This is a genomic window from Angustibacter sp. McL0619, assembly GCF_049994355.1.
In the GTDB taxonomy this organism is placed as follows: Bacteria; Actinomycetota; Actinomycetes; order Actinomycetales; family Angustibacteraceae; genus Angustibacter.
The window spans coordinates 4,298,618-4,317,000 of sequence record NZ_CP188257.1 but is presented as its reverse complement, the minus strand read 5'-3'; the positions used below and the strand labels follow the sequence as shown (position 1 = coordinate 4,317,000).

At 69.7% G+C, this 18,383-nt stretch carries 17 protein-coding genes; 16 read left to right on the top strand and 1 reads right to left on the bottom strand.

Features of this window, described 5'->3' with window-relative positions; all coding sequences use genetic code 11:
* Nucleotides 1–12: 12 nt before the first annotated feature.
* A complete protein-coding gene (locus tag ACPPVT_RS20240) occupies nt 13–1,299 on the bottom strand; it encodes an isochorismate synthase (RefSeq protein WP_426563465.1) in 1,287 nt (428 codons plus the stop codon).
* A gap of 50 nt (nt 1,300–1,349) precedes the next feature.
* On the opposite strand from ACPPVT_RS20240, the gene ACPPVT_RS20235 reads away from it, so the two are divergent.
* From ACPPVT_RS20235 to nuoN, 16 genes are all read left to right on the top strand, one after another.
* Entirely contained in the window at nt 1,350–2,042 is a 693-nt protein-coding gene (locus ACPPVT_RS20235; RefSeq protein WP_426563463.1) for a demethylmenaquinone methyltransferase, read from the top strand.
* 75 nt (nt 2,043–2,117) lie between these two features.
* A complete protein-coding gene (locus ACPPVT_RS20230; protein ID WP_426563461.1) occupies nt 2,118–2,291 on the top strand; it encodes a CsbD family protein in 174 nt (57 codons plus the stop codon).
* 253 nt (nt 2,292–2,544) lie between these two features.
* Nucleotides 2,545–2,904: an NADH-quinone oxidoreductase subunit A gene (locus tag ACPPVT_RS20225; RefSeq protein ID WP_426563460.1), complete on the top strand. Its 360-nt coding sequence runs from the start codon at nt 2,545–2,547 to the stop codon at nt 2,902–2,904.
* Between the two features lie 7 nt (nt 2,905–2,911).
* Nucleotides 2,912–3,466, top strand: a complete 555-nt coding sequence (locus tag ACPPVT_RS20220) for a NuoB/complex I 20 kDa subunit family protein (RefSeq protein ID WP_426563458.1) — start codon at nt 2,912–2,914, stop codon at nt 3,464–3,466.
* Nucleotides 3,463–4,209, top strand: a complete 747-nt coding sequence (locus ACPPVT_RS20215) for an NADH-quinone oxidoreductase subunit C (RefSeq protein WP_426563456.1) — start codon at nt 3,463–3,465, stop codon at nt 4,207–4,209. Before ACPPVT_RS20220 ends, ACPPVT_RS20215 begins: the two co-directional genes overlap by 4 nt.
* Nucleotides 4,209–5,588: an NADH-quinone oxidoreductase subunit D gene (locus tag ACPPVT_RS20210; protein WP_426563454.1), complete on the top strand. Its 1,380-nt coding sequence runs from the start codon at nt 4,209–4,211 to the stop codon at nt 5,586–5,588. The genes ACPPVT_RS20215 and ACPPVT_RS20210 overlap by 1 nt, the downstream gene beginning before the upstream one ends.
* Nucleotides 5,588–6,454 carry an NADH-quinone oxidoreductase subunit NuoE gene (gene nuoE, locus ACPPVT_RS20205; RefSeq protein WP_426563452.1) on the top strand — a complete coding sequence of 289 codons (867 nt, stop codon included), beginning with the start codon at nt 5,588–5,590 and terminating at the stop codon, nt 6,452–6,454. The genes ACPPVT_RS20210 and nuoE overlap by 1 nt, the downstream gene beginning before the upstream one ends.
* A 2-nt stretch (nt 6,455–6,456) precedes the next feature.
* Nucleotides 6,457–7,788 carry an NADH-quinone oxidoreductase subunit NuoF gene (gene nuoF, locus ACPPVT_RS20200; protein WP_426563450.1) on the top strand — a complete coding sequence of 444 codons (1,332 nt, stop codon included), beginning with the start codon at nt 6,457–6,459 and terminating at the stop codon, nt 7,786–7,788.
* The gene (locus ACPPVT_RS20195) at nt 7,785–10,253 is read left to right on the top strand and encodes an NADH-quinone oxidoreductase subunit G (RefSeq protein WP_426563448.1); all 2,469 of its coding nucleotides are present in this window, start codon (nt 7,785–7,787) and stop codon (nt 10,251–10,253) included. Before nuoF ends, ACPPVT_RS20195 begins: the two co-directional genes overlap by 4 nt.
* Nucleotides 10,250–11,587: an NADH-quinone oxidoreductase subunit NuoH gene (gene nuoH, locus ACPPVT_RS20190; RefSeq protein WP_426563446.1), complete on the top strand. Its 1,338-nt coding sequence runs from the start codon at nt 10,250–10,252 to the stop codon at nt 11,585–11,587. The genes ACPPVT_RS20195 and nuoH overlap by 4 nt, the downstream gene beginning before the upstream one ends.
* A complete protein-coding gene (nuoI, locus tag ACPPVT_RS20185; RefSeq protein WP_426563444.1) occupies nt 11,580–12,212 on the top strand; it encodes an NADH-quinone oxidoreductase subunit NuoI in 633 nt (210 codons plus the stop codon). Before nuoH ends, nuoI begins: the two co-directional genes overlap by 8 nt.
* The gene (locus ACPPVT_RS20180) at nt 12,209–13,024 is read left to right on the top strand and encodes an NADH-quinone oxidoreductase subunit J (RefSeq protein WP_426563442.1); all 816 of its coding nucleotides are present in this window, start codon (nt 12,209–12,211) and stop codon (nt 13,022–13,024) included. The genes nuoI and ACPPVT_RS20180 overlap by 4 nt, the downstream gene beginning before the upstream one ends.
* A complete protein-coding gene (gene nuoK, locus ACPPVT_RS20175) occupies nt 13,021–13,320 on the top strand; it encodes an NADH-quinone oxidoreductase subunit NuoK (protein ID WP_426563440.1) in 300 nt (99 codons plus the stop codon). Before ACPPVT_RS20180 ends, nuoK begins: the two co-directional genes overlap by 4 nt.
* Before the next feature lie 34 nt (nt 13,321–13,354).
* Nucleotides 13,355–15,301, top strand: a complete 1,947-nt coding sequence (nuoL, locus tag ACPPVT_RS20170; protein ID WP_426563439.1) for an NADH-quinone oxidoreductase subunit L — start codon at nt 13,355–13,357, stop codon at nt 15,299–15,301.
* The gene (locus ACPPVT_RS20165; RefSeq protein WP_426563437.1) at nt 15,298–16,830 is read left to right on the top strand and encodes an NADH-quinone oxidoreductase subunit M; all 1,533 of its coding nucleotides are present in this window, start codon (nt 15,298–15,300) and stop codon (nt 16,828–16,830) included. Before nuoL ends, ACPPVT_RS20165 begins: the two co-directional genes overlap by 4 nt.
* Nucleotides 16,827–18,380 (top strand): NADH-quinone oxidoreductase subunit NuoN, encoded by a 1,554-nt coding sequence (gene nuoN / locus ACPPVT_RS20160; protein WP_426563436.1) that lies wholly within the window; start codon nt 16,827–16,829, stop codon nt 18,378–18,380. The genes ACPPVT_RS20165 and nuoN overlap by 4 nt, the downstream gene beginning before the upstream one ends.
* The last annotated feature ends 3 nt before the right edge of the window (nt 18,381–18,383 follow it).

Here is an 18,383-nt window from a genome sequence, read left to right as displayed (position 1 = left end):
CCGCGGAACCGGCTAGCCCGAGCGTCCGTCGAAGACGTCAGGCCCGGTCAGTGCGTCGCGCATCGGCACGAGCTTGGCGTCGGACTCGGCCAGCTCGGCCTCGGGGTCCGAGCCGGCGACGATCCCACAGCCGGCGAACAGCCGCAGCCGGTGCCGGTCGCCGTCATCGAGCTCGGCGCAGCGCAGGGCGATCCCCCACTCGCCGTCGCCAGCCGCGTCGGTCCAACCGACTGGGCCCGCGTAGCGCCCGCGGTCCATTCCCTCCAGCTCGCGGATCAGCTCGATCGCGGCAGGTGTTGGGGTTCCGCCGACGGCGGCAGTCGGGTGCAGCGCGGACACCAGGGCCAGGGACGTCGCGCCGTCGGCCAGCACGCCGGCGACGTCGGTGGCCAGGTGCATGACGTTGGGCAGGTGCAGGACGAACGGCGCCTCGGGCACGTTCATCGAGCTGCAGTGCGGGGCGAGCGCCTCGGCCAGCGAGCGCACCGCGTACTCGTGCTCCTCAAGGTCCTTGCTCGAGCGGGCGAGTGAGCCGGCCAGCGCGAGGTCGTGCTCGTCGTTGCCGGTGCGCTGGATCGTGCCGGCCAGCACCCGCGAGTGCACCAGCCCACGCTCCAGCCGCACCAGCAGCTCGGGCGTCGCGCCGACCAGGCCGTCGACCGCGAAGGTCCAGCAGCCCGGGTAGCGGGCGGCCAGCCCACGAAGCAGCCAGCGGGGGTCGATCGGTGCGGCGGCGCGAGCCTCGAGGTCGCGGGCCAGCACGACCTTGTCGACGTCGCCGGCCGCGACCCGCTCGACGGCCCGCGCCACCACGGACTCCCAGTCGGCGCCGGACATCGCGCCGTCCGCGTACGTCACCTCGCCAGGCGCCGTCGCCCGGTGGGTGCGCAGGTCGGCAGCAGCTGGTAGAACCCCTTGCGCTGCAACGGTTGTCACCCAGCTGCGGCCGCCGCGCGAGCCGACCACCACGGATGGCACGGTGAGCACGCTGGAGCGCCTGGAGCGCGCGTCGAAGGCGAACGAGCCGAACGCAACCGCACCGGAGCCCGGCACCGCCACCTCGTCCCGGACCACTGCGTGGGCGACCATCTCCCGCCACCACTGCTGCGCCAGCTCGAACCGGTCGGCGTCGCTGGACTCGAACCGGGCGGACTCGCCCCAGCCGACGATCCCCTCGCCCCGGCGCACCCAGGTCGCGGCCGGCTCTTCGGGCAGCAGATCCAGCAGCGGGCCCGGGTCGTCGATGGCGACGGTGCGGACGACGAGGGGGGCCGCGGCGGTGGAGGGGGCGACGGTCACGGGCCAAGGGTAAGCGTCAGCGAATTCGGCCGGTGCGCGAGGATGGATGGGTGAGCCGCGCACACCTGGACAAGCGTCCCGACGAGGTCGCCGCGATGTTCGACACCGTCGCCGACCGGTACGACCTGACGAACGACGTGCTCTCGCTCGGGCAGGACCGGCTCTGGCGGCGCGCAGTGGTGCGCGCGCTGGACGCGCGGCCCGGTGAGACGGTGCTCGACCTGGCCGCCGGGACGGGCACCAGCAGCGAGCCCTTCGCCGACGCCGGCGTGCAGGTGGTGCCGGCCGACTTCTCGCTCGGCATGCTGCGGGTCGGCAAGAAGCGTCGTCCGGACCTGTCGTTCACCGCGGGGGACGCCACCCGCCTGCCGTTCGCGGACAAGTCCTTCGACGCCGTCACCATGTCGTTCGGGCTGCGCAACGTGGTGGACACCGACCAGGCGCTGCGCGAGCTGCGCCGGGTCACCCGGCCCGGCGGGCGGCTGGTGGTCTGCGAGTTCAGCCACCCGGTGTGGACGCCGTTCCGCACCGTCTACGTGAACTACCTGATGCGGGCCCTGCCGTCGATCGCGCGGCGGGTCAGCAGCAACCCGGAGTCGTACGTGTACCTGGCCGAGTCGATCCGCGCCTGGCCGGACCAGGACGGCCTGGCCAAGCGGTTGCAGCAGTCCGGCTGGACGGACGTCGCGTGGCGCAACCTGTCCGGCGGTGTCGTCGCGCTGCACCGGGCACGTCGTCCCTGAACCCCTTCGACGCGTTGCGGATGCGGGCCGGCCGGTGCGGGTCTTGACTGGTCGGACGCCATCGAAGGAGACGACATGGGACAGGACGACAAGCTCGAGAACACCGCGGAAGACCTGAAGGGCAAGGCGAAAGAGGCCGCCGGCAAGTTGAGCGACGACGAGCGGCTGGAGGCCGAGGGCAAGGGGGACCAGGCCGAGGCCGACCTCAAGCAGGCCGGCGAGAAGGTCAAGGACGCCTTCAAGCACTGACCCCGACGCGACGCGAACGCCGGTGGCCGGCGCCACTTCGACCAGCTTCGGACGAGGGTGCCGGTCACCGCCTCGCGTGCCGGGCCTAGACTGCCAACCGCGCTCGTGAAGCCGCTCACAAGCCCCGCGAGCGCCGCTCGGTCAAGGTGAGGCATGCCTTACCTGAAGCCGCGCGACGACGGCCCTAGGATTGGGTCGCCTTGCAGCAGGCACGACCAGACACGACCAGGAACACAGAGGGGAGCGAGACGGCGTGAACCCCTACGTGCCGATCCTCGTCCTGTTCGCCATCGGAGCAGGCTTCGCGGTCTTCTCGATCGTGGCCGGCTCGCTGTCCGGCCCGAAGCGCTACAACAGAGCCAAGCTGGACGCCTACGAGTGCGGCATCGAGCCGTCGCCGCACGCGGCCGGCGGTGGCCGCTTCCCGGTCAAGTACTTCCTGACCGCGATGCTGTTCATCATCTTCGACATCGAGTCGGTGTTCCTGTTCCCGTTCGGCGTCGCGTTCAACCGGCTGGGCATCTTCGCCCTGGTCGAGATGGTGCTGTTCATCCTCACCGTGTTCATCGCGTACGCCTACGTGTGGCGTCGCGGTGGGCTGGACTGGGACTGAGGTCTAGATGGGTATCGAGGAGAAGCTCCCGGCTGGGTTCATGCTGACCACGGTCGAGGCGCTCGCCGGCTACATGCGCAAGAGCTCGGTGTGGCCTGCGACGTTCGGGCTGGCCTGCTGCGCCATCGAGATGATGGCCGTCGGCACGCCGGACTACGACATCGCGCGGTTCGGCATGGAGCGGTTCAGTGCGACGCCGCGGCAGGCCGACCTGATGATCGTGGCCGGCCGGGTGAGCCAGAAGATGGCTCCCGTGGTGCGTCAGGTGTACGACCAGATGCCCGAGCCCAAGTGGGTCATCTCGATGGGTGTCTGCGCCAGCAGCGGCGGCATGTTCAACAACTACGCCATCGTGCAGGGCGTCGACCACGTCATCCCGGTCGACATCTACCTGCCCGGCTGTCCGCCGCGCCCGCAGATGCTGCTGAACGCGATCATCACGTTGCACCACCACATCCAGAACATGCCGCTGGGTGCCAACCGCGTCGAGGCCGCCCGAGCGGCCGAGGCGGCTGCGCTGCAGTCGACCCCGACCGAGCACATGCACGGGCTGCTGCGATGAGCGACGACGAGAAGCCCGAAGCCCGGCAGGCCCAGGAAGGCGGCGCCACCTCGTCCGAGGTGGCCCGCGCCGAGGCCGGTGCCGAGGTCCTCGAGGTGCGAACCGGCATGTTCGGTGCCAGCGGCTCGGGGGACACGTCGGGCTATGGCGGTCTGGTCCGTCCGGTGGCCTTCGGTGCACCGGCCGAGCGCCCGCTGCCCGGCTGGTTCGAGGGTGCGGCGAACGACCTGGCCATCGCGTTGGACGACGCGGGGTCGACGTTCGACGAGGCGATCGAGAAGGTCGTCCTGGAGCACGGCGAGCTGACCGTCCACGTGCGCCGCGAGTCGCTGCCGGTGGTGGCCCGCCTGATGCGTGACGAGCCCACTCTGCGGTTCGAGATCTGCTCCGGCGTCAGCGGGGTGCACTACCCCGAGCAGAGCGGTCGTGAGCTGCACGCGGTGTACCACCTGCTGTCCATCACCAACGGCGGACGTCGGGTCCGGCTCGAGGTCACCTGCCCGGACGACGACCGGCGGATCCCGTCTGTGGTGAGCGTCTGGCCGGGCAACGACTGGCACGAGCGCGAGACCTGGGACATGTTCGGCATCGAGTTCGTCGGGCATCCTGCCCTGACCCGCATCCTGATGCCGGACGACTGGCCCGGCCACCCACAGCGCAAGGACTACCCCCTCGGCGGCATCCCCGTCGAGTACAAGGGCGCGCAGATCCCGCCGCCCGACGAGCGGAGGTCGTACAGCTGATGAGCGACCAGACGGTCCACACCGGCGCGGCCGCGCCGGCCGGCCACTCCGACCCGTACGGCATCACCGACCCCGAGGGCCCCTCGGACGGCGCGGTCTTCAACGCGGCCGGCGGTGACTGGGACGACGTCGCCGAGGAGGCAGCCGCCCTCGGCGAGGAGCGCATCGTCGTCAACATGGGTCCGCAGCACCCGTCGACGCACGGCGTGCTCCGACTCATCCTCGAGATCGACGGCGAGTCCGTCACCGAGGCCCGTGCCGGGATCGGCTACCTGCACACCGGCATCGAGAAGAACATGGAGTTCCGCACCTGGACGCAGGGCGTGACCTTCTGCACGCGGATGGACTACCTCACGCCGATGTTCCAGGAGGCCGCCTACTGCCTCGGGATCGAGCGGCTCCTCGGGATCGCCGACCAGGTCCCCGAGCGAGCGTCGATCATCCGGGTGCTGATGATGGAGCTGACCCGGATCTCCTCGCACCTGGTGGCCACCGCGACCGGCGGCATGGAGATGGGCGCCACCACGGTGATGACCGTCGGGTTTCGCGAGCGCGAGCGGGTGCTCAAGGTGATCGAGAACGTCACCGGCCTGCGGATGAACAACGCCTACATCCGTCCCGGCGGTGTCGCGCAGGACCTCCCGCCCGGTGCGATCGACCTGATCCGCGACATGGTTCCGGCGGTCCGCCGGGGGATGGGCGAGCTGGAGGCCCTCCTGCTGGAGAACCCCGTCCTGAAGGGCCGCACGGTGGACGTCGGCTACCTCGACCTGACCGGTTGCATCGCCCTCGGCATCACCGGCCCGATCCTACGCTCGACCGGCCTGCCGCACGACCTGCGCAAGACGGAGCCCTACTGCGGCTACGAGACCTACGAGTTCGAGGTCATGACGCGGGACTCCTGCGACGCCTACGGGCGGCTGTGCATCCGGCTGGACGAGTGCTACGAGTCGCTGTCGATCATCGAGCAGGCCGTGGACCGGCTGCAGAACACGCCCGGGCCGGTGATGGTCGAGGACAAGAAGATCGCCTGGCCTGCGCAGCTCGCCATCGGCAGCGACGGCATGGGCAACAGCCTGGACCACATCCGCAACATCATGGGCAGCTCGATGGAGGCCCTGATCCACCACTTCAAGCTGGTCACCGAGGGCTTCCGGGTGCCCGCCGGCCAGGTGTACCAGGCGGTCGAGTCCCCCAAGGGGGAGCTCGGCGTCCACCTGGTCAGCGACGGCGGCACGCGGCCCTACCGCGCGCATTTCCGCGACCCCAGCTTCAACAACCTGCAGGCGACCGCGGCGATGTGCGAGGGCGGCCAGCTCGCCGACGTCATCGTCGCCGTCGCTTCTATCGACCCGGTGATGGGAGGGGTGGACCGCTGATGCCCGCGGAGTACCAGGCGACGTTCGTCGCCCAGGACGGCGCCGACACCTTTGCCGACGATGTGCGCGCACGCCTGGAGGCGGACGCCGAGCTGATCATCGCGCGCTACCCGCAGAAGCGCTCCGCGCTGCTGCCGCTGCTGCACCTGATGCAGAGCGAGGAAGGTTTCGTCAGTCAGCGCGGCGTGGAGTTCTGCGCCAGCCAGCTGGACCTGACCACCGCCGAGGTGGCCGGCGTCGCGACCTTCTACACCCAGTACAAGCGCCACCCCAACGGCACCTACACCGTCGGCGTCTGCACCAACACGCTGTGCGCGATCATGGGCGGCGACCAGATCTTCGACACGCTGTCGGACCACCTGGACGTCGGCCACGACGAGACCACCGAGGACGGCGCGATCACGCTGGAGCGGGTGGAGTGCAACGCCGCCTGCGACTTCGCGCCCGTGGTGATGGTCAACTGGGAGTTCTTCGACAACCAGACGCCGTCCAGCGCCCGTGACCTGGTCGACGAGCTGAGGTCCGGCGCCGACGTCCGGCCCAGCCGCGGCGCGTCGAAGGTGTGCACGTTCAAGCAGGTCTCCCGCACGCTCGCGGGGTTCTCCGACGGCCTCGCGGACGAGGGGGTCGGCGCGGCCGGTCCCTCGCTCGAGGGCCTGAAGCTGGCTCGGGAGAAGGGCTGGACGGCGCCGGAGTCCAACGGACTGCCGCCCTCGTCGCCGCCGGTCGAGCAGGTCGCGGCCGAGCACGTCGCCCAGCCGGACGCGCCGAGCGCGAACGACGCCGCCGTGGCGCAGGGCGACAAGGGCGCGGCGAAGACTTCGACAGCGAAGCAGGCGTCGTCCAAGAAGGCGAAGGAGGACTGAGCATGGCGACCACGCTCACCCCGATCCTCACCGAGTTCTGGGACGACGAGCGCTCCTGGACCATGGAGACCTACGAGCGCTACCAGGGCTACCAGGCGCTGCGGACCGCGCTCGGCATGCAGCAGTCCGCCCTGATCCAGACGGTGAAGGACTCCGGTCTGCGCGGCCGTGGCGGCGCGGGCTTCCCGACCGGCATGAAGTGGGGCTTCCTGCCGCCCCCGGACGGCGGACCGCGCTACCTGGTGGTGAACGCCGACGAGTCCGAGCCCGGCACCTGCAAGGACATCCCGCTGATGATGGCGGCGCCGCACTTCCTGGTCGAGGGCGTGGTCATCACCTCGTTCGCGATCGGGTGCAACCACGCGTTCATCTACCTGCGGGGCGAGGTCGTGCACGTCTACCGCCGGCTGATGCGCGCGGTCGAGGAGGCGTACGCCAAGGGCTACCTGGGCAAGAACATCCTCGGCTCCGGCTTCGACCTGGACGTCACCGTGCACGCCGGCGCCGGCGCGTACATCTGCGGCGAGGAGACGGCCCTGCTGGACTCCCTCGAGGGCCGGCGCGGGCAGCCGCGGCTCAAGCCGCCGTTCCCCGCGGTCGCCGGGCTCTACGCCCGCCCCACCGTGGTGAACAACGTCGAGTCCATCGCCAGCGTGCCGTCGATCATCGCCCACGGCGCCGACTGGTTCACCGGCATGGGCACCGAGAAGTCCACCGGCTTCGGGCTGTTCAGCCTGTCCGGGCACGTCAAGCGTCCGGGCCAGTACGAGGCGCCCCTGGGCATCACCCTGCGCGAGCTGCTGGACATGGCCGGCGGGATGCGCTCCGACGAGCGCTCGCTGAAGTTCTGGACGCCGGGCGGCTCGTCCACCCCGATCTTCACCGCCGAGCACCTGGACGTCCCGCTGGACTTCGAGTCCGTCGCGGCGGCCGGCTCGATGCTCGGCACCCGGGCGCTGCAGATCTTCGACGACACCACCTGCGTGGTGCGCGCCGTGGACCGCTGGATCGACTTCTACGCGCACGAGTCCTGCGGCAAGTGCACTCCCTGCCGTGAGGGCAACTACTGGATGAAGCAGGTCCTGCACAAGCTCGAGCACGGCGGCGGGCAGGAGTCCGACCTCGACAAGCTGTTGGACATCTGCGACAACATCTTGGGGCGCTCGTTCTGCGCGTTGGGTGACGGCGCGACCAGCCCGGTCACCTCGAGCATCCAGTACTTCCGTGACGAGTACCTGCGCCACCTGCCCTCGGCCGAGAACCCCGAGGGCGGCTGCCCGTTCGACTCCGCGGCCTCAGCCCTGTTCGCACCCGAGGTGATCGCAGCACCATGACCGTCACCACACCCACCGGCGGCCCGGCCGCGACCCGCGACGACCACGTCCGGCTGACCATCGACGGTGCCGACGTCGAGGTACCCAAGGGCACCCTGGTGATCCGCGCCGCCGAGCAGATCGGCGTCCAGATCCCGCGGTTCTGCGACCACCCCCTGCTGGAGCCGGTCGGCGCCTGCCGCCAGTGCCTGGTCGAGGTCTCGATGCCCGGCCCGGACGGCACCCCGCGTCCGATGCCGAAGCCGCAGGCCTCGTGCACGCTCGCGGTCGGCGAGGGCATGGTGGTCAAGACCCAGCACACGTCGCCGGTCGCCGACAAGGCGCAGCACGGCGTGATGGAGCTGCTGCTGATCAACCACCCGCTGGACTGCCCGGTCTGCGACAAGGGCGGCGAGTGCCCGCTGCAGAACCAGGCGATGTCCAACGGCCGCAGCGAGTCCCGCTTCGCCGGGGTCAAGCGCACGTTCCCGAAGCCGGTGCACATCTCCAGCCAGGTGCTGCTGGACCGCGACCGCTGCGTGCTGTGCGCGCGGTGCACCCGGTTCAGCAAGCAGATCGCCGGTGACCCGTTCATCGAGCTGGTCGAGCGGGGTGCCCTGCAGCAGATCGGCATCTACGCCAAGCACCCGTTCGAGAGCTACTTCAGCGGCAACACCGTGCAGATCTGCCCGGTCGGGGCGCTGACCGGTGCGGCGTACCGGTTCCGCTCCCGTCCGTTCGACCTGAAGTCCACGCCGAGCGTGTGCGAGCACTGCGCGTCGGGCTGCGCGATCCGCACCGACGCCCGTCGCGGCGTGGTGTTGCGCCGGATGGCGCTGGACGACCCGCAGGTCAACGAGGAATGGAACTGCGACAAGGGTCGCTGGGCCTTCCAGTACGCGACGAGCGAGCGGTTGACCCACCCGATGGTTCGCGACGTCGAGACCGGCGAACTGCACATCGCGTCCTGGCCCGAGGCGCTGGCCGTTGCGGCACAGGGGCTTGCGGCGGCCCGCGAGGCCGGTGGGGTCGGCGTGCTGACCGGCGGTCGGGTCACCCACGAGGACGCCTACGCCTACGCCAAGTTCGCCCGCGTCGCGCTGGACACCAACGACGTCGACTTCCGCGCCCGCCCGCACTCGGCGGAGGAGGCGGAGTTCCTCGCGCACGCCGTCGCCGGCGCCTGGGTCGGGGCCGAGGGTGTCGACTTCGCCGAGCTCGAGGCTGCCCCGGCCGTGCTGCTGGTCGGGTTCGAGCCCGAGGAGGAGTCGCCGATCGTCTTCCTGCGCCTGCGCAAGGCGGTGCGCAAGCACGGTCAGCACGTTGTCTCGGTGGCCAGCTGGGCGACTCGCGGGCTGGACAAGCTCAGCGGTCGCCTGGTGCCGGCCGGCCCGGGCACTGAGGCCGAGGTGGTCGCCGCCATCGCGGACGGTGCAATCGAGGTCGCCGACACCACGAAGCTGTTGCACACCAACGGGTCGGTGATCCTGGTCGGTGAGCGGATGGCCACCGTGCCCGGTGCACTGTCCGCCGTCCTGCGGCTGGCCGACGTGACCGGTGCCCGGCTCGCCTGGGTGCCCCGCCGAGCCGGTGAACGCGGCGCGGTCGAGGCCGGCGCGCTGCCCAACCTGCTGCCCGGCGCCCGTCCGGTGGGCGATGCGTCCGCGCGGGTCGACCTCGCGGCGGCCTGGGGTGTGGACCACCTGCCGTTCGACGAGGGTCGCGACACCGGCGAGATGCTCAAGGCGGTCAGCACCGGCGAGCTCGGTGGTCTGGTCGTGGGTGGCGTCGACCCCGCCGACCTGCCGGACCCGCAGGCGGCACTGGACGCGCTGGACGCCGCCGGCTTCGTCGTCTCGCTGGAGCTGCGACCGAGCGCCGTGACCGAGCGCGCGGACGTCGTGCTGCCGGTCGCCCCGGCCGCCGAGAAGAGCGGCACGTTCTGGAACTTCGAGGGTCGCGAGCGCCCGTTCGGGACGGTGCTGGAGTCCAGCGCCAACAGCGACTACCGGGTTCTCGACATGCTGGCCGACGAGCTGGGCGTCCAGCTCGGGCTGCGCTCGCTGGACGCTGTCCGCTCCGAGGCCGCCGAGATCGCCGTCTGGGACGGCGAGCGGGCGGCGGCGCCGTCCGTCGACCCGTCGACCCCGCCGGCCGTCGGGCCGAACCAGGCCGTGCTGGCCACCTGGCACCAGCTGCTGGACGCCGGTCGGCTGCAGGACGGCGAGCCGTGGCTGGCCGGCACCGCGCGCCGTCCGGTGGCCAGGCTGTCCGCGACGACCGCGGCCGAGGTCGGACTGGCGGACGGCGAGCTGCTGGCCGTCGGCACCGACCGCGGCACGTTGACGCTGCCGGTCGTCGTCACCGACCTGCCGGACCGCGTCGTCTGGCTGCCCACCAACCAGACCGGCTTCGCGGTCCGATCCACCCTGGGGGCCGATGTCGGCTCCGTCGTCACGCTGAGCCGGGGAGGTGAACTGGCATGACCACCGCCCTGATCACCGCCGACGGCGCGGCCGACTTCAGCCAGGACACGTGGTGGCTGGTGCTGGTCAAGGCGCTGCTGATCTTCGTCTTCCTGGTCGTCACTACGCTGCTGCTGATCTGGTTCGAGCGCCGGGTGATCGGCCGGATGCAGCAGCGTCCCGGCCCGAACCGCACCGGTCCCTTCGGCCTGCTGCAGACCCTCGCGGACGGCATCAAGCTCGCGTTGAAGGAAGACATCATCCCGAAGAACGCCCACAAGGCGGTCTTCATCGCGGCGCCGATCATCGCCGCCAGCTGCTGCTTCGTCGCCTTCGCGATCATCCCGTTCGGGCCGTCGGTGTACGTCTTCGGGCACCTGACCCCGTTGCAGCTCACCGACATCCCGGTCGCGGTCATCTTCGTGCTGGCCGTCGCGAGCGTCGGCGTCTACGGCATCCTGCTGGCCGGCTGGTCGTCCGGCTCGACGTACCCGCTGCTCGGTGGGCTGCGCTCGTCCGCGCAGATCGTCAGCTACGAGATCGCGATGGGCCTGTCCCTGGTGCCGATCTTCCTGTACGCGGGGTCGATGTCGACGTCCGAGATCGTCTACGAGCAGCGCCACCAGTGGTTCATCATCTCGGCGATCTTCTCGTTCGTGGTCTACGTGATCACGATGCTCGGTGAGACCAACCGCCTGCCGTTCGACCTGGCCGAGGGCGAGGGCGAGCTGACCGGCGGGTTCCACACCGAGTACTCCTCGCTGAAGTTCGCGCTGTTCTTCCTGGCCGAGTACGTCAACATGGTCACCGTCTCGGCGCTCGCGACCACGTTGTTCCTCGGCGGGTGGCGCGCACCGTGGCCGCTGTCCGCGGTCAACGACGGGATGTTCAACGAGGGCTGGTGGCCGCTCCTCTGGTTCGTCATCAAGCTGTGGATGTTCCTGTTCTTCTTCGTCTGGGTGCGCGGCTCGCTGCCCCGGGTGCGCTACGACCAGTTCATGCGTTTCGGCTGGAAGTTCCTGATCCCGACCAGCCTGCTGTGGATCATCGGCGTCGCCACCATCCGGGCGCTGCCGATGACCGACATCACTCGACGCCAGCTGTTCCTGGGCATCGCCGTCGTCGGGGTGATCGCCATCGCGGTCGTCTGGGTGATCGACGCGACGCGGGCCACGGACGAGGAGGATCAGGCCGGCTGGACGCTGGGCGAGGTCGACCCGTTCGCGGGCGGGCACCCCGTGCCACCGCTGCCCGGGCAGACCCTGTTGGTCACCCGGGGATCGCGCCCGAAGGTCGCCGCGCTGACTGCGTCCGGTAACGACGAGACCCTGCCCGAGGAGGATCCCCGTGGCTGACGAGTCCACTGGACGTGGCCGCGCCGAGTGGCGCGAGCCGAACAAGGGCGAGCCGCGCGGGGTGCTGCCGCGGCTGGCCCCGCAGGTCGCCGGGTTCGGCGTGAGCTTCTCCACCATGTTCCGCAAGGTGGCCACCGAGGAGTACCCCGAGAAGCCGCGCCCGACCGAGCCGCGGTACCACGGCCGGCACCAGCTCAACCGTCACCCGGACGGCTTGGAGAAGTGCATCGGCTGCGAGCTGTGCGCGTGGGCCTGCCCTGCGGACGCCATCTACGTCGAGGGCGCCGACAACACCGAGGCCGGCCGGTTCTCGCCGGGCGAGCGGTACGGGCGCGTCTACCAGATCAACTACCTGCGCTGCATCTTCTGCGGGCTGTGCATCGAGGCCTGCCCGACGCGTGCGCTGACCATGACGAACGAGTACGAGCTCGCCGACGACACCCGCGGCAAGCTGATCTTCGAGAAGGACCAGCTGCTCGCTCCGCTGCAGAGCGGGATGCTCCCCCCGCCGCACCCGATGCCGGCGGGCAAGACCGACAAGGACTACTACCGTGGCGAGGTCGTGAAGGCCACCCCGGACCAGCAGGCCTGGGTCGACTCGCAGGCCGAGGAGGTCCACGGATGAGCGCGCTCGCCCTGCCCGCGCAGCTGATGGCGACCGGCGACCCCGCACCCGGCAGCGGAGAGACGGTGCTGTTCTGGGTCCTCGGCCCGCTGATGGTGATCGCCGCTCTCGGGCTGATCTTCGCCAGCCGGGCGGTGCACGCGGCCCTGGGCATGGCCGTGGTGATGGTCGGCCTCGGTGTCTTCTACATCGTGCAGGACGGCGACTTCCTGGGGGTCATCCAGGTCTTCGTCTACACCGGCGCGGTGATGATGCTCTTCCTGTTCGTGCTGATGCTGATCGGCGTCGACTCGGCGGACTCGCTGGTCGAGACGATCACCGCGCAGCGCTGGGTCGCCGTGCTGCTGGCGTTCGGCCTCGGCATTCTGCTGATCGCCGGCATCGGGTCGGTCACCTTCGCCGCACCGGTCGGCCTCTCCGAAGCGAACAAGAACGGCAACGTCAACGGCATCGCCGACATCATCTTCGGCAAGTACGTGTGGGCCTTCGAGGTCACCAGCGCGCTGCTGATCACAGCGGCGATGGGCGCGATGATCCTGGCCCACCGCGAGCGGCTCGGCATCAAGCGCACCCAGCGCGTGCAGTCGGAGGAGCGCTTCCTGACCGGTCGGCTGCCCGCGGGCCTGCCGGCTCCCGGTGTGTTCGCCCGGCACAACGCGGTGGACACCCCGGCGCTGCTGCCGGACGGCACCCCCAGTGAGCTGTCGGTGTCCCGCGTGCTGCGGGTCCGTCAGCAGGTGCGCGCGGCGCAGGAGTTCGACGAAGCGGTGCCGGCCATCGAGGAAGACGTCGAGCAGGGAGGCCGTCGATGAGTCTGAACAACTACCTCTACCTGGCCTCGATCCTGTTCGCGATCGGGGCGGCGACCGTACTGCTGCGGCGCAACGCGATCGTGGTGTTCATGGGCGTCGAGCTGATGCTCAACGCGACCAACCTGCTCTTCGTCACCTTCGCCCGCATGCAGGGCACGCTGGACGGCCAGGTGGTGGCGCTGTTCGTGATGCTGGTTGCCGCGGCCGAGGTCGTGGTCGGTCTCGCGATCATCCTGAGCATCTTCCGCGCCCGCCGCTCGGCCTCGGTCGACGACGACAACCTGCTCAAGCTCTGACTGGCACCGGAACCGGAACGGACTCGATACCCAGATGACGACCACATCGGTACTCGCGGCGGACAGCAGCGTGCGCGCTGTCACGTACGTGACCGCCTCCGGCGTGTTCTCGCTGACCTGGCTCCTGGTCGCGCTGCCGTTGCTCGGCGCCGTCGTGCTGCTGCTCGGTGGACGACGGACCGACCGTTGGGGCCACCTGCTCGGCGTCACGATGTCCTGGGCCGCGTTCGTCGTCGCCCTGGTCGTGTTCATCGCGATGCTCGGCCGCAGCAGCGACGACCGTGCGTTCACCCAGCAGCTGTACAGCTGGATCTCGGCCGGATCGTTCAAGGTCGAGGCCGGGTTGATGCTGGACCAGCTCTCGATGGCGTTCTGCCTGCTGGTCACGTTCGTCGGCTCGCTGATCCTGGTCTACTCCGTGGCCTACATGGAGCACGACCCGGACCGCCGCCGGTTCTTCGCCTACCTGAACCTCTTCGTCGCCTCGATGCTGCTGCTGGTGCTGGCCGACAGCTACCTGCTGCTCTACGTGGGCTGGGAGGGCGTCGGTCTGGCGTCGTACCTGCTGATCGGCTTCTGGAACCAGAACCGCGACTACGCGGCGGCGTCCAAGAAGGCGTTCGTGGCCAACCGGGTCGGTGACTTCGGGCTCTCAGTCGCCATCATGATCATGTTCGTCCAGTTCGGGGCGGTCGACTTCCTCACCGTCTTCGGCAGCGCAGGCGGCGCCTCCAAGGGCGCGGTGACCGCGATCGGCCTGATGCTGCTGCTCGGCGCCTGCGGCAAGTCGGCCCAGTTCCCACTGCAGAGCTGGCTCGGTGACGCCATGGCCGGCCCGACCCCGGTGTCCGCCCTGATCCACGCCGCGACGATGGTCACTGCCGGTGTCTACCTGGTGGTGCGGTCCAGCCCGATCTTCAACCTGACGCCGGACGCGCAGCTCGTCGTCGTCATCGTCGGCACCATCACGCTGCTGTTCGGCGCGGTCGTCGGCTGCGCCAAGGACGACATCAAGAAGGCGCTGGCCGCCTCGACGATGAGCCAGATCGGCTACATGATGCTGGCCGCCGGCCTCGGCCCGGTCGGCTACGTCTTCGCGATCTTCCACCTGCTGAACCACGGCTTCTTCAAGGCAGGCATGTTCCTCGGGGCGGGCTCGGTCATGCACGGCATGAACGACCGCACCGACATGCGTAGGTACGGCCTGATCTCCACGGTCATGAAGGTCACCTGGATCACCTTCGCCTGCGGCTGGCTGGCGATCATGGGAGTGCCGCCGTTCTCCGGCTACTTCAGCAAGGACAAGATCATCGAGGCGGCGTTCATCGGTGAGGGCTGGCGGCCGTGGGTGTTCGGCGGCGCTGCGCTGATCGGTGCCGGCATCACCGCCTTCTACATGTCACGCCTGTTCTTCATGACCTTCCACGGCAAGAAGCGCTGGGAGGACGACGTCCACCCGCACGAGTCGCCGCGGATCATGCTCTTCCCGATGATCGTGCTCGCGCTCGGCTCCTGCTTCCTCGGCCTGATCCTCGGCCCGACGGGGTGGATCTCGGACTGGCTCTCGCCGATCGTCGGCGAGGCGCCGCACGAGGAGCCGGTCGTACCGGTGCCCGTGCTGGCCGTCACGACGCTCCTGCTGGTCGCCGTCGGGATCTTCATCGCCTGGGCGCGCTACCAGCGTGAGGCCGTCCCGCAGACCGCCCCCGTGGGGTCGCTGGCGACCCGCGCGGCCCGCCGCGACCTGTTCCAGGACGACGTGAACGAGGCCGTGCTGATGCGACCGGGCCAGCATCTGACCCGCTCGCTGGTGTTCGTGGACAACAAGGGCGTGGACGGCGCGGTCGGTGGCCTAGCCGCGTTCATCGGCGGAACGTCCGCCCGGGTACGAAGGTGGCAGAACGGTTTCGTGCGTTCGTACGCCTTGAGCATGCTGGCCGGCGTCGTCGTCATCCTGGGCACTCTGGCGGTGATCCGATGAGCAGCCTGTCGCTGGTCACCGTGATCGGTGCCGTTCCGCTGGTCGGTGCGGCCGTGGTCGCCGCGCTGCCGGAGGGTCTGGTCGCTCGGGCCAAGCACATCGCGCTGGCTGTCTCCGTCCTCACCCTCGGCCTGGTCGTGGTGATGGCCCTGCAGTTCGACAAGAACGGGCCGCAGTTCCAGTTCACCGAGCAGCACCACTGGATCGAGCAGTTCGGGGTCAGCTACGCGGTCGGCGTCGACGGCATCGCGCTGGTGCTGATCGCGCTGGCCGCCGCGCTCACCCCGGTATGCATCCTGGCCGCTTGGCACGACGTGCCCGAGGTCGGCCGCCGCGAGCAGAACTACTTCGCGCTGATCCTGGTGCTGGAGACGTTCATGGTCGGCGTGTTCGCGGCCACCGACGTCTTCCTGTTCTACGTCTTCTTCGAGGCGATGCTGATCCCGGTCTACTTCCTGATCGGGTCCTTCGGCGCCGAGCAGCGCCAGTACGCCGCGGTGAAGTTCCTGCTCTACTCGCTGGCCGGCGGGCTGATCATGCTGGTCGCGGTCATCGCGCTGTACTTCGCAGGCCCCGGTGGCCCCGACGGCTTCCTGCTCAGCAACCTGACCGGGCTGCACATGGGGGTCGGCGCCGAGCGGCTGATGTTCCTCGGGTTCTTCTTCGCGTTCGCGGTCAAGGCACCGATGTTCCCGGTGCACACCTGGCTGCCGGACGCCGCGGCCGAGGCGCCGCCGCCGGTGGCCGTCCTGCTGGTCGGCGTGCTGGACAAGGTCGGCACCTTCGGGATGATCCGGTTCTGCCTGCCGCTGTTCCCGGACGCCGCGAAGTGGGCGACCCCGACGGTGATCGTGCTCGCGCTGATCTCGATCATCTACGGCGCGCTGCTGGCGATCGGGCAGACCGACATCATGCGGCTGATCGCGTACACCTCGATCTCGCACTTCGGGTTCATCGTGATGGGCATCTTCGCGATGACCTCGCCGGGGCAGAGCGGCTCAACGCTCTACATGGTCAACCACGGCTTCTCCACCGCGGCGCTCTTCCTGGTGGCCGCCATGTTGGTCAAGCGGCGGGGCTCGCGGCGCATCCCGGACTTCGGCGGCTGGCAACGGGTCACCCCGCTGATCGCCGGAGTGTTCCTGGTGGCCGGCCTGTCCGGGCTCGCGCTGCCAGGCCTGTCGAGCTTCGTCAGCGAGTTCCTGGTGCTGGTCGGTACCTTCGCGCGGTACCCGGCGGCCGGCGTGATCGGCACCCTCGGCATCATCCTGGCGGCCATCTACATCCTGCTGATGTACCAGCGCATGATGACCGGCCCGAAGCCGGAGAGCGCCACCACCATCAAGGACCTCACCACCCGCGAGGCATGGGTGGTCGCGCCGATCCTGGTCGCGATCATCGGCCTGGGCGTGTTCCCCAACCTCGTGCTGCACGTGGTCAACCCGGCCGTGAAGAGCACCATGACCGTCGTGGGCGTCACCGACCCCGCACCAAAGGTCGCCCCCGCAGCCGAAGGGACCTCGAAGTGAACGCCCTGGTCACGGCCGACGTGCACGCGCCGTCGATCTCGTACCACCTCGTCGCCCCGATGCTCATCGTGCTCGGTGCGGCGATGGTCGGCGTCCTGGTCGAGGCGTTCGCGCCGCGCCGTTCGCGCTACGTGGTCCAGGTCGCGGTGACGCTGGTCGGCCTGGTCGCCGCGTTCGTGGCCGTCATCCTGGCCACCGACCACAAGAAGGCCACCACGGCGGCCGGTGCCGTCGTGATCGACGGGCCGGCGCTGTTCCTGCAGGGCACGATCCTGGTGCTGGCCATCCTCGCGGTGCTCACCATGGCCGAGCGCTTCGCCGGCAACGAAGGTGACGCGTTCACCTCCCAGGCCGCCAGCGTCCCGGGGTCGGCGTACGAGGCCGCTACGGCGCGGGCGGGCTGGGTGCAGACCGAGGTCTTCCCGCTCGCCCTGTTCTCGATCGCCGGGATGATGTTGTTCCCCGCGTCCAACGACCTGCTGACCCTGTTCGTCGCGCTCGAGGTGCTCTCACTGCCGCTGTACCTGCTGTGCGGGCTGGCTCGTCGCCGTCGCCTGCTCTCGCAGGAGGCTGCGCTGAAGTACTTCCTGCTGGGCGCCTTCTCGTCAGCGTTCTTCCTGTTCGGCGCGGCCATGCTCTTCGGCTTCTCGAGCAGCCTCTACCTGTCGGACATCAGCACCGCGATCAGCAACCGCGGCGACGCCGACCCGATGATGTTCATCGGCATCGCGATGGTCTCGATCGGGCTGCTGTTCAAGGTCGGCGCGGTGCCGTTCCACATGTGGACGCCGGACGTCTACCAGGGTGCCCCCACGCCGGTCACCGGCTTCATGGCGGCCTGCACCAAGGTGGCGGCCTTCGGCGCGATGCTGCGCGTGTTCTACGTCGCGCTGGCGCCGGCCCGCTGGGACTGGCAGCCGATCCTGTGGGTCGTGGCTATCCTCACCATGCTGGTCGGTTCGGTGCTGGCCATCACGCAGACCGACATCAAGCGCATGCTGGCCTACTCCTCGATCGCGCATGCCGGCTTCATCCTGGTCGGCGTGCTGGCCTTCGACCGCAGCGGCCTGTCCGGCTCGATGTTCTACCTGGCGGCCTACGGCTTCACCACGATCGGCGCCTTCGCCGTGGTGACCCTGGTGCGGGACAGCGCGGGGGAGGCCACGCACCTGTCGCAGTGGGCGGGCCTGGCTCGCCGCTCGCCCGTGCTGGCCGCCGTCTTCACGTTGTTCCTGCTGGCCTTCGCGGGCATCCCGCTGACCTCAGGCTTCACCGGCAAGTTCGCGGTGTTCTCGGCGGCCGTGGCGAACGGCGGCACCTGGCTGGCGGTGGTCGGTGTCGTGTCGAGCGCGATCGCGGCGTTCTTCTACGTCCGCATCATCGTGCTCATGTACTTCTCCGACCCGGACGTCGAGGGCACGGTCGTCGCGGTGCCGAGCATTCTGACCACTGTGGCGATCTCCGTCGGCGTGCTGATGACCCTGCTGCTGGGAGTGCTGCCCGGCCCGCTGCTCGATCTGGCGAGCCGCTCAGCCCTGTTCCTGCCGTGAGCA

What these genes read in the sequence shown, in the direction of transcription:
- ACPPVT_RS20230 (WP_426563461.1), top strand. Translation starts at nt 2,118, where the DNA reads ATGGGACAGGACGACAAGCTCGAGAACACCGCGGAAGACCTGAAGGGC.
- nuoE (WP_426563452.1), top strand. Translation starts at nt 5,588, where the DNA reads ATGCCCGCGGAGTACCAGGCGACGTTCGTCGCCCAGGACGGCGCCGAC.
- ACPPVT_RS20195 (WP_426563448.1), top strand. Translation starts at nt 7,785, where the DNA reads ATGACCGTCACCACACCCACCGGCGGCCCGGCCGCGACCCGCGACGAC.
- nuoL (WP_426563439.1), top strand. Translation starts at nt 13,355, where the DNA reads ATGACGACCACATCGGTACTCGCGGCGGACAGCAGCGTGCGCGCTGTC.
- ACPPVT_RS20210 (WP_426563454.1), top strand. Translation starts at nt 4,209, where the DNA reads ATGAGCGACCAGACGGTCCACACCGGCGCGGCCGCGCCGGCCGGCCAC.
- ACPPVT_RS20215 (WP_426563456.1), top strand. Translation starts at nt 3,463, where the DNA reads ATGAGCGACGACGAGAAGCCCGAAGCCCGGCAGGCCCAGGAAGGCGGC.
- ACPPVT_RS20165 (WP_426563437.1), top strand. Translation starts at nt 15,298, where the DNA reads ATGAGCAGCCTGTCGCTGGTCACCGTGATCGGTGCCGTTCCGCTGGTC.
- nuoK (WP_426563440.1), top strand. Translation starts at nt 13,021, where the DNA reads ATGAGTCTGAACAACTACCTCTACCTGGCCTCGATCCTGTTCGCGATC.
- ACPPVT_RS20180 (WP_426563442.1), top strand. Translation starts at nt 12,209, where the DNA reads ATGAGCGCGCTCGCCCTGCCCGCGCAGCTGATGGCGACCGGCGACCCC.
- nuoF (WP_426563450.1), top strand. Translation starts at nt 6,457, where the DNA reads ATGGCGACCACGCTCACCCCGATCCTCACCGAGTTCTGGGACGACGAG.
- nuoH (WP_426563446.1), top strand. Translation starts at nt 10,250, where the DNA reads ATGACCACCGCCCTGATCACCGCCGACGGCGCGGCCGACTTCAGCCAG.
- ACPPVT_RS20220 (WP_426563458.1), top strand. Translation starts at nt 2,912, where the DNA reads ATGGGTATCGAGGAGAAGCTCCCGGCTGGGTTCATGCTGACCACGGTC.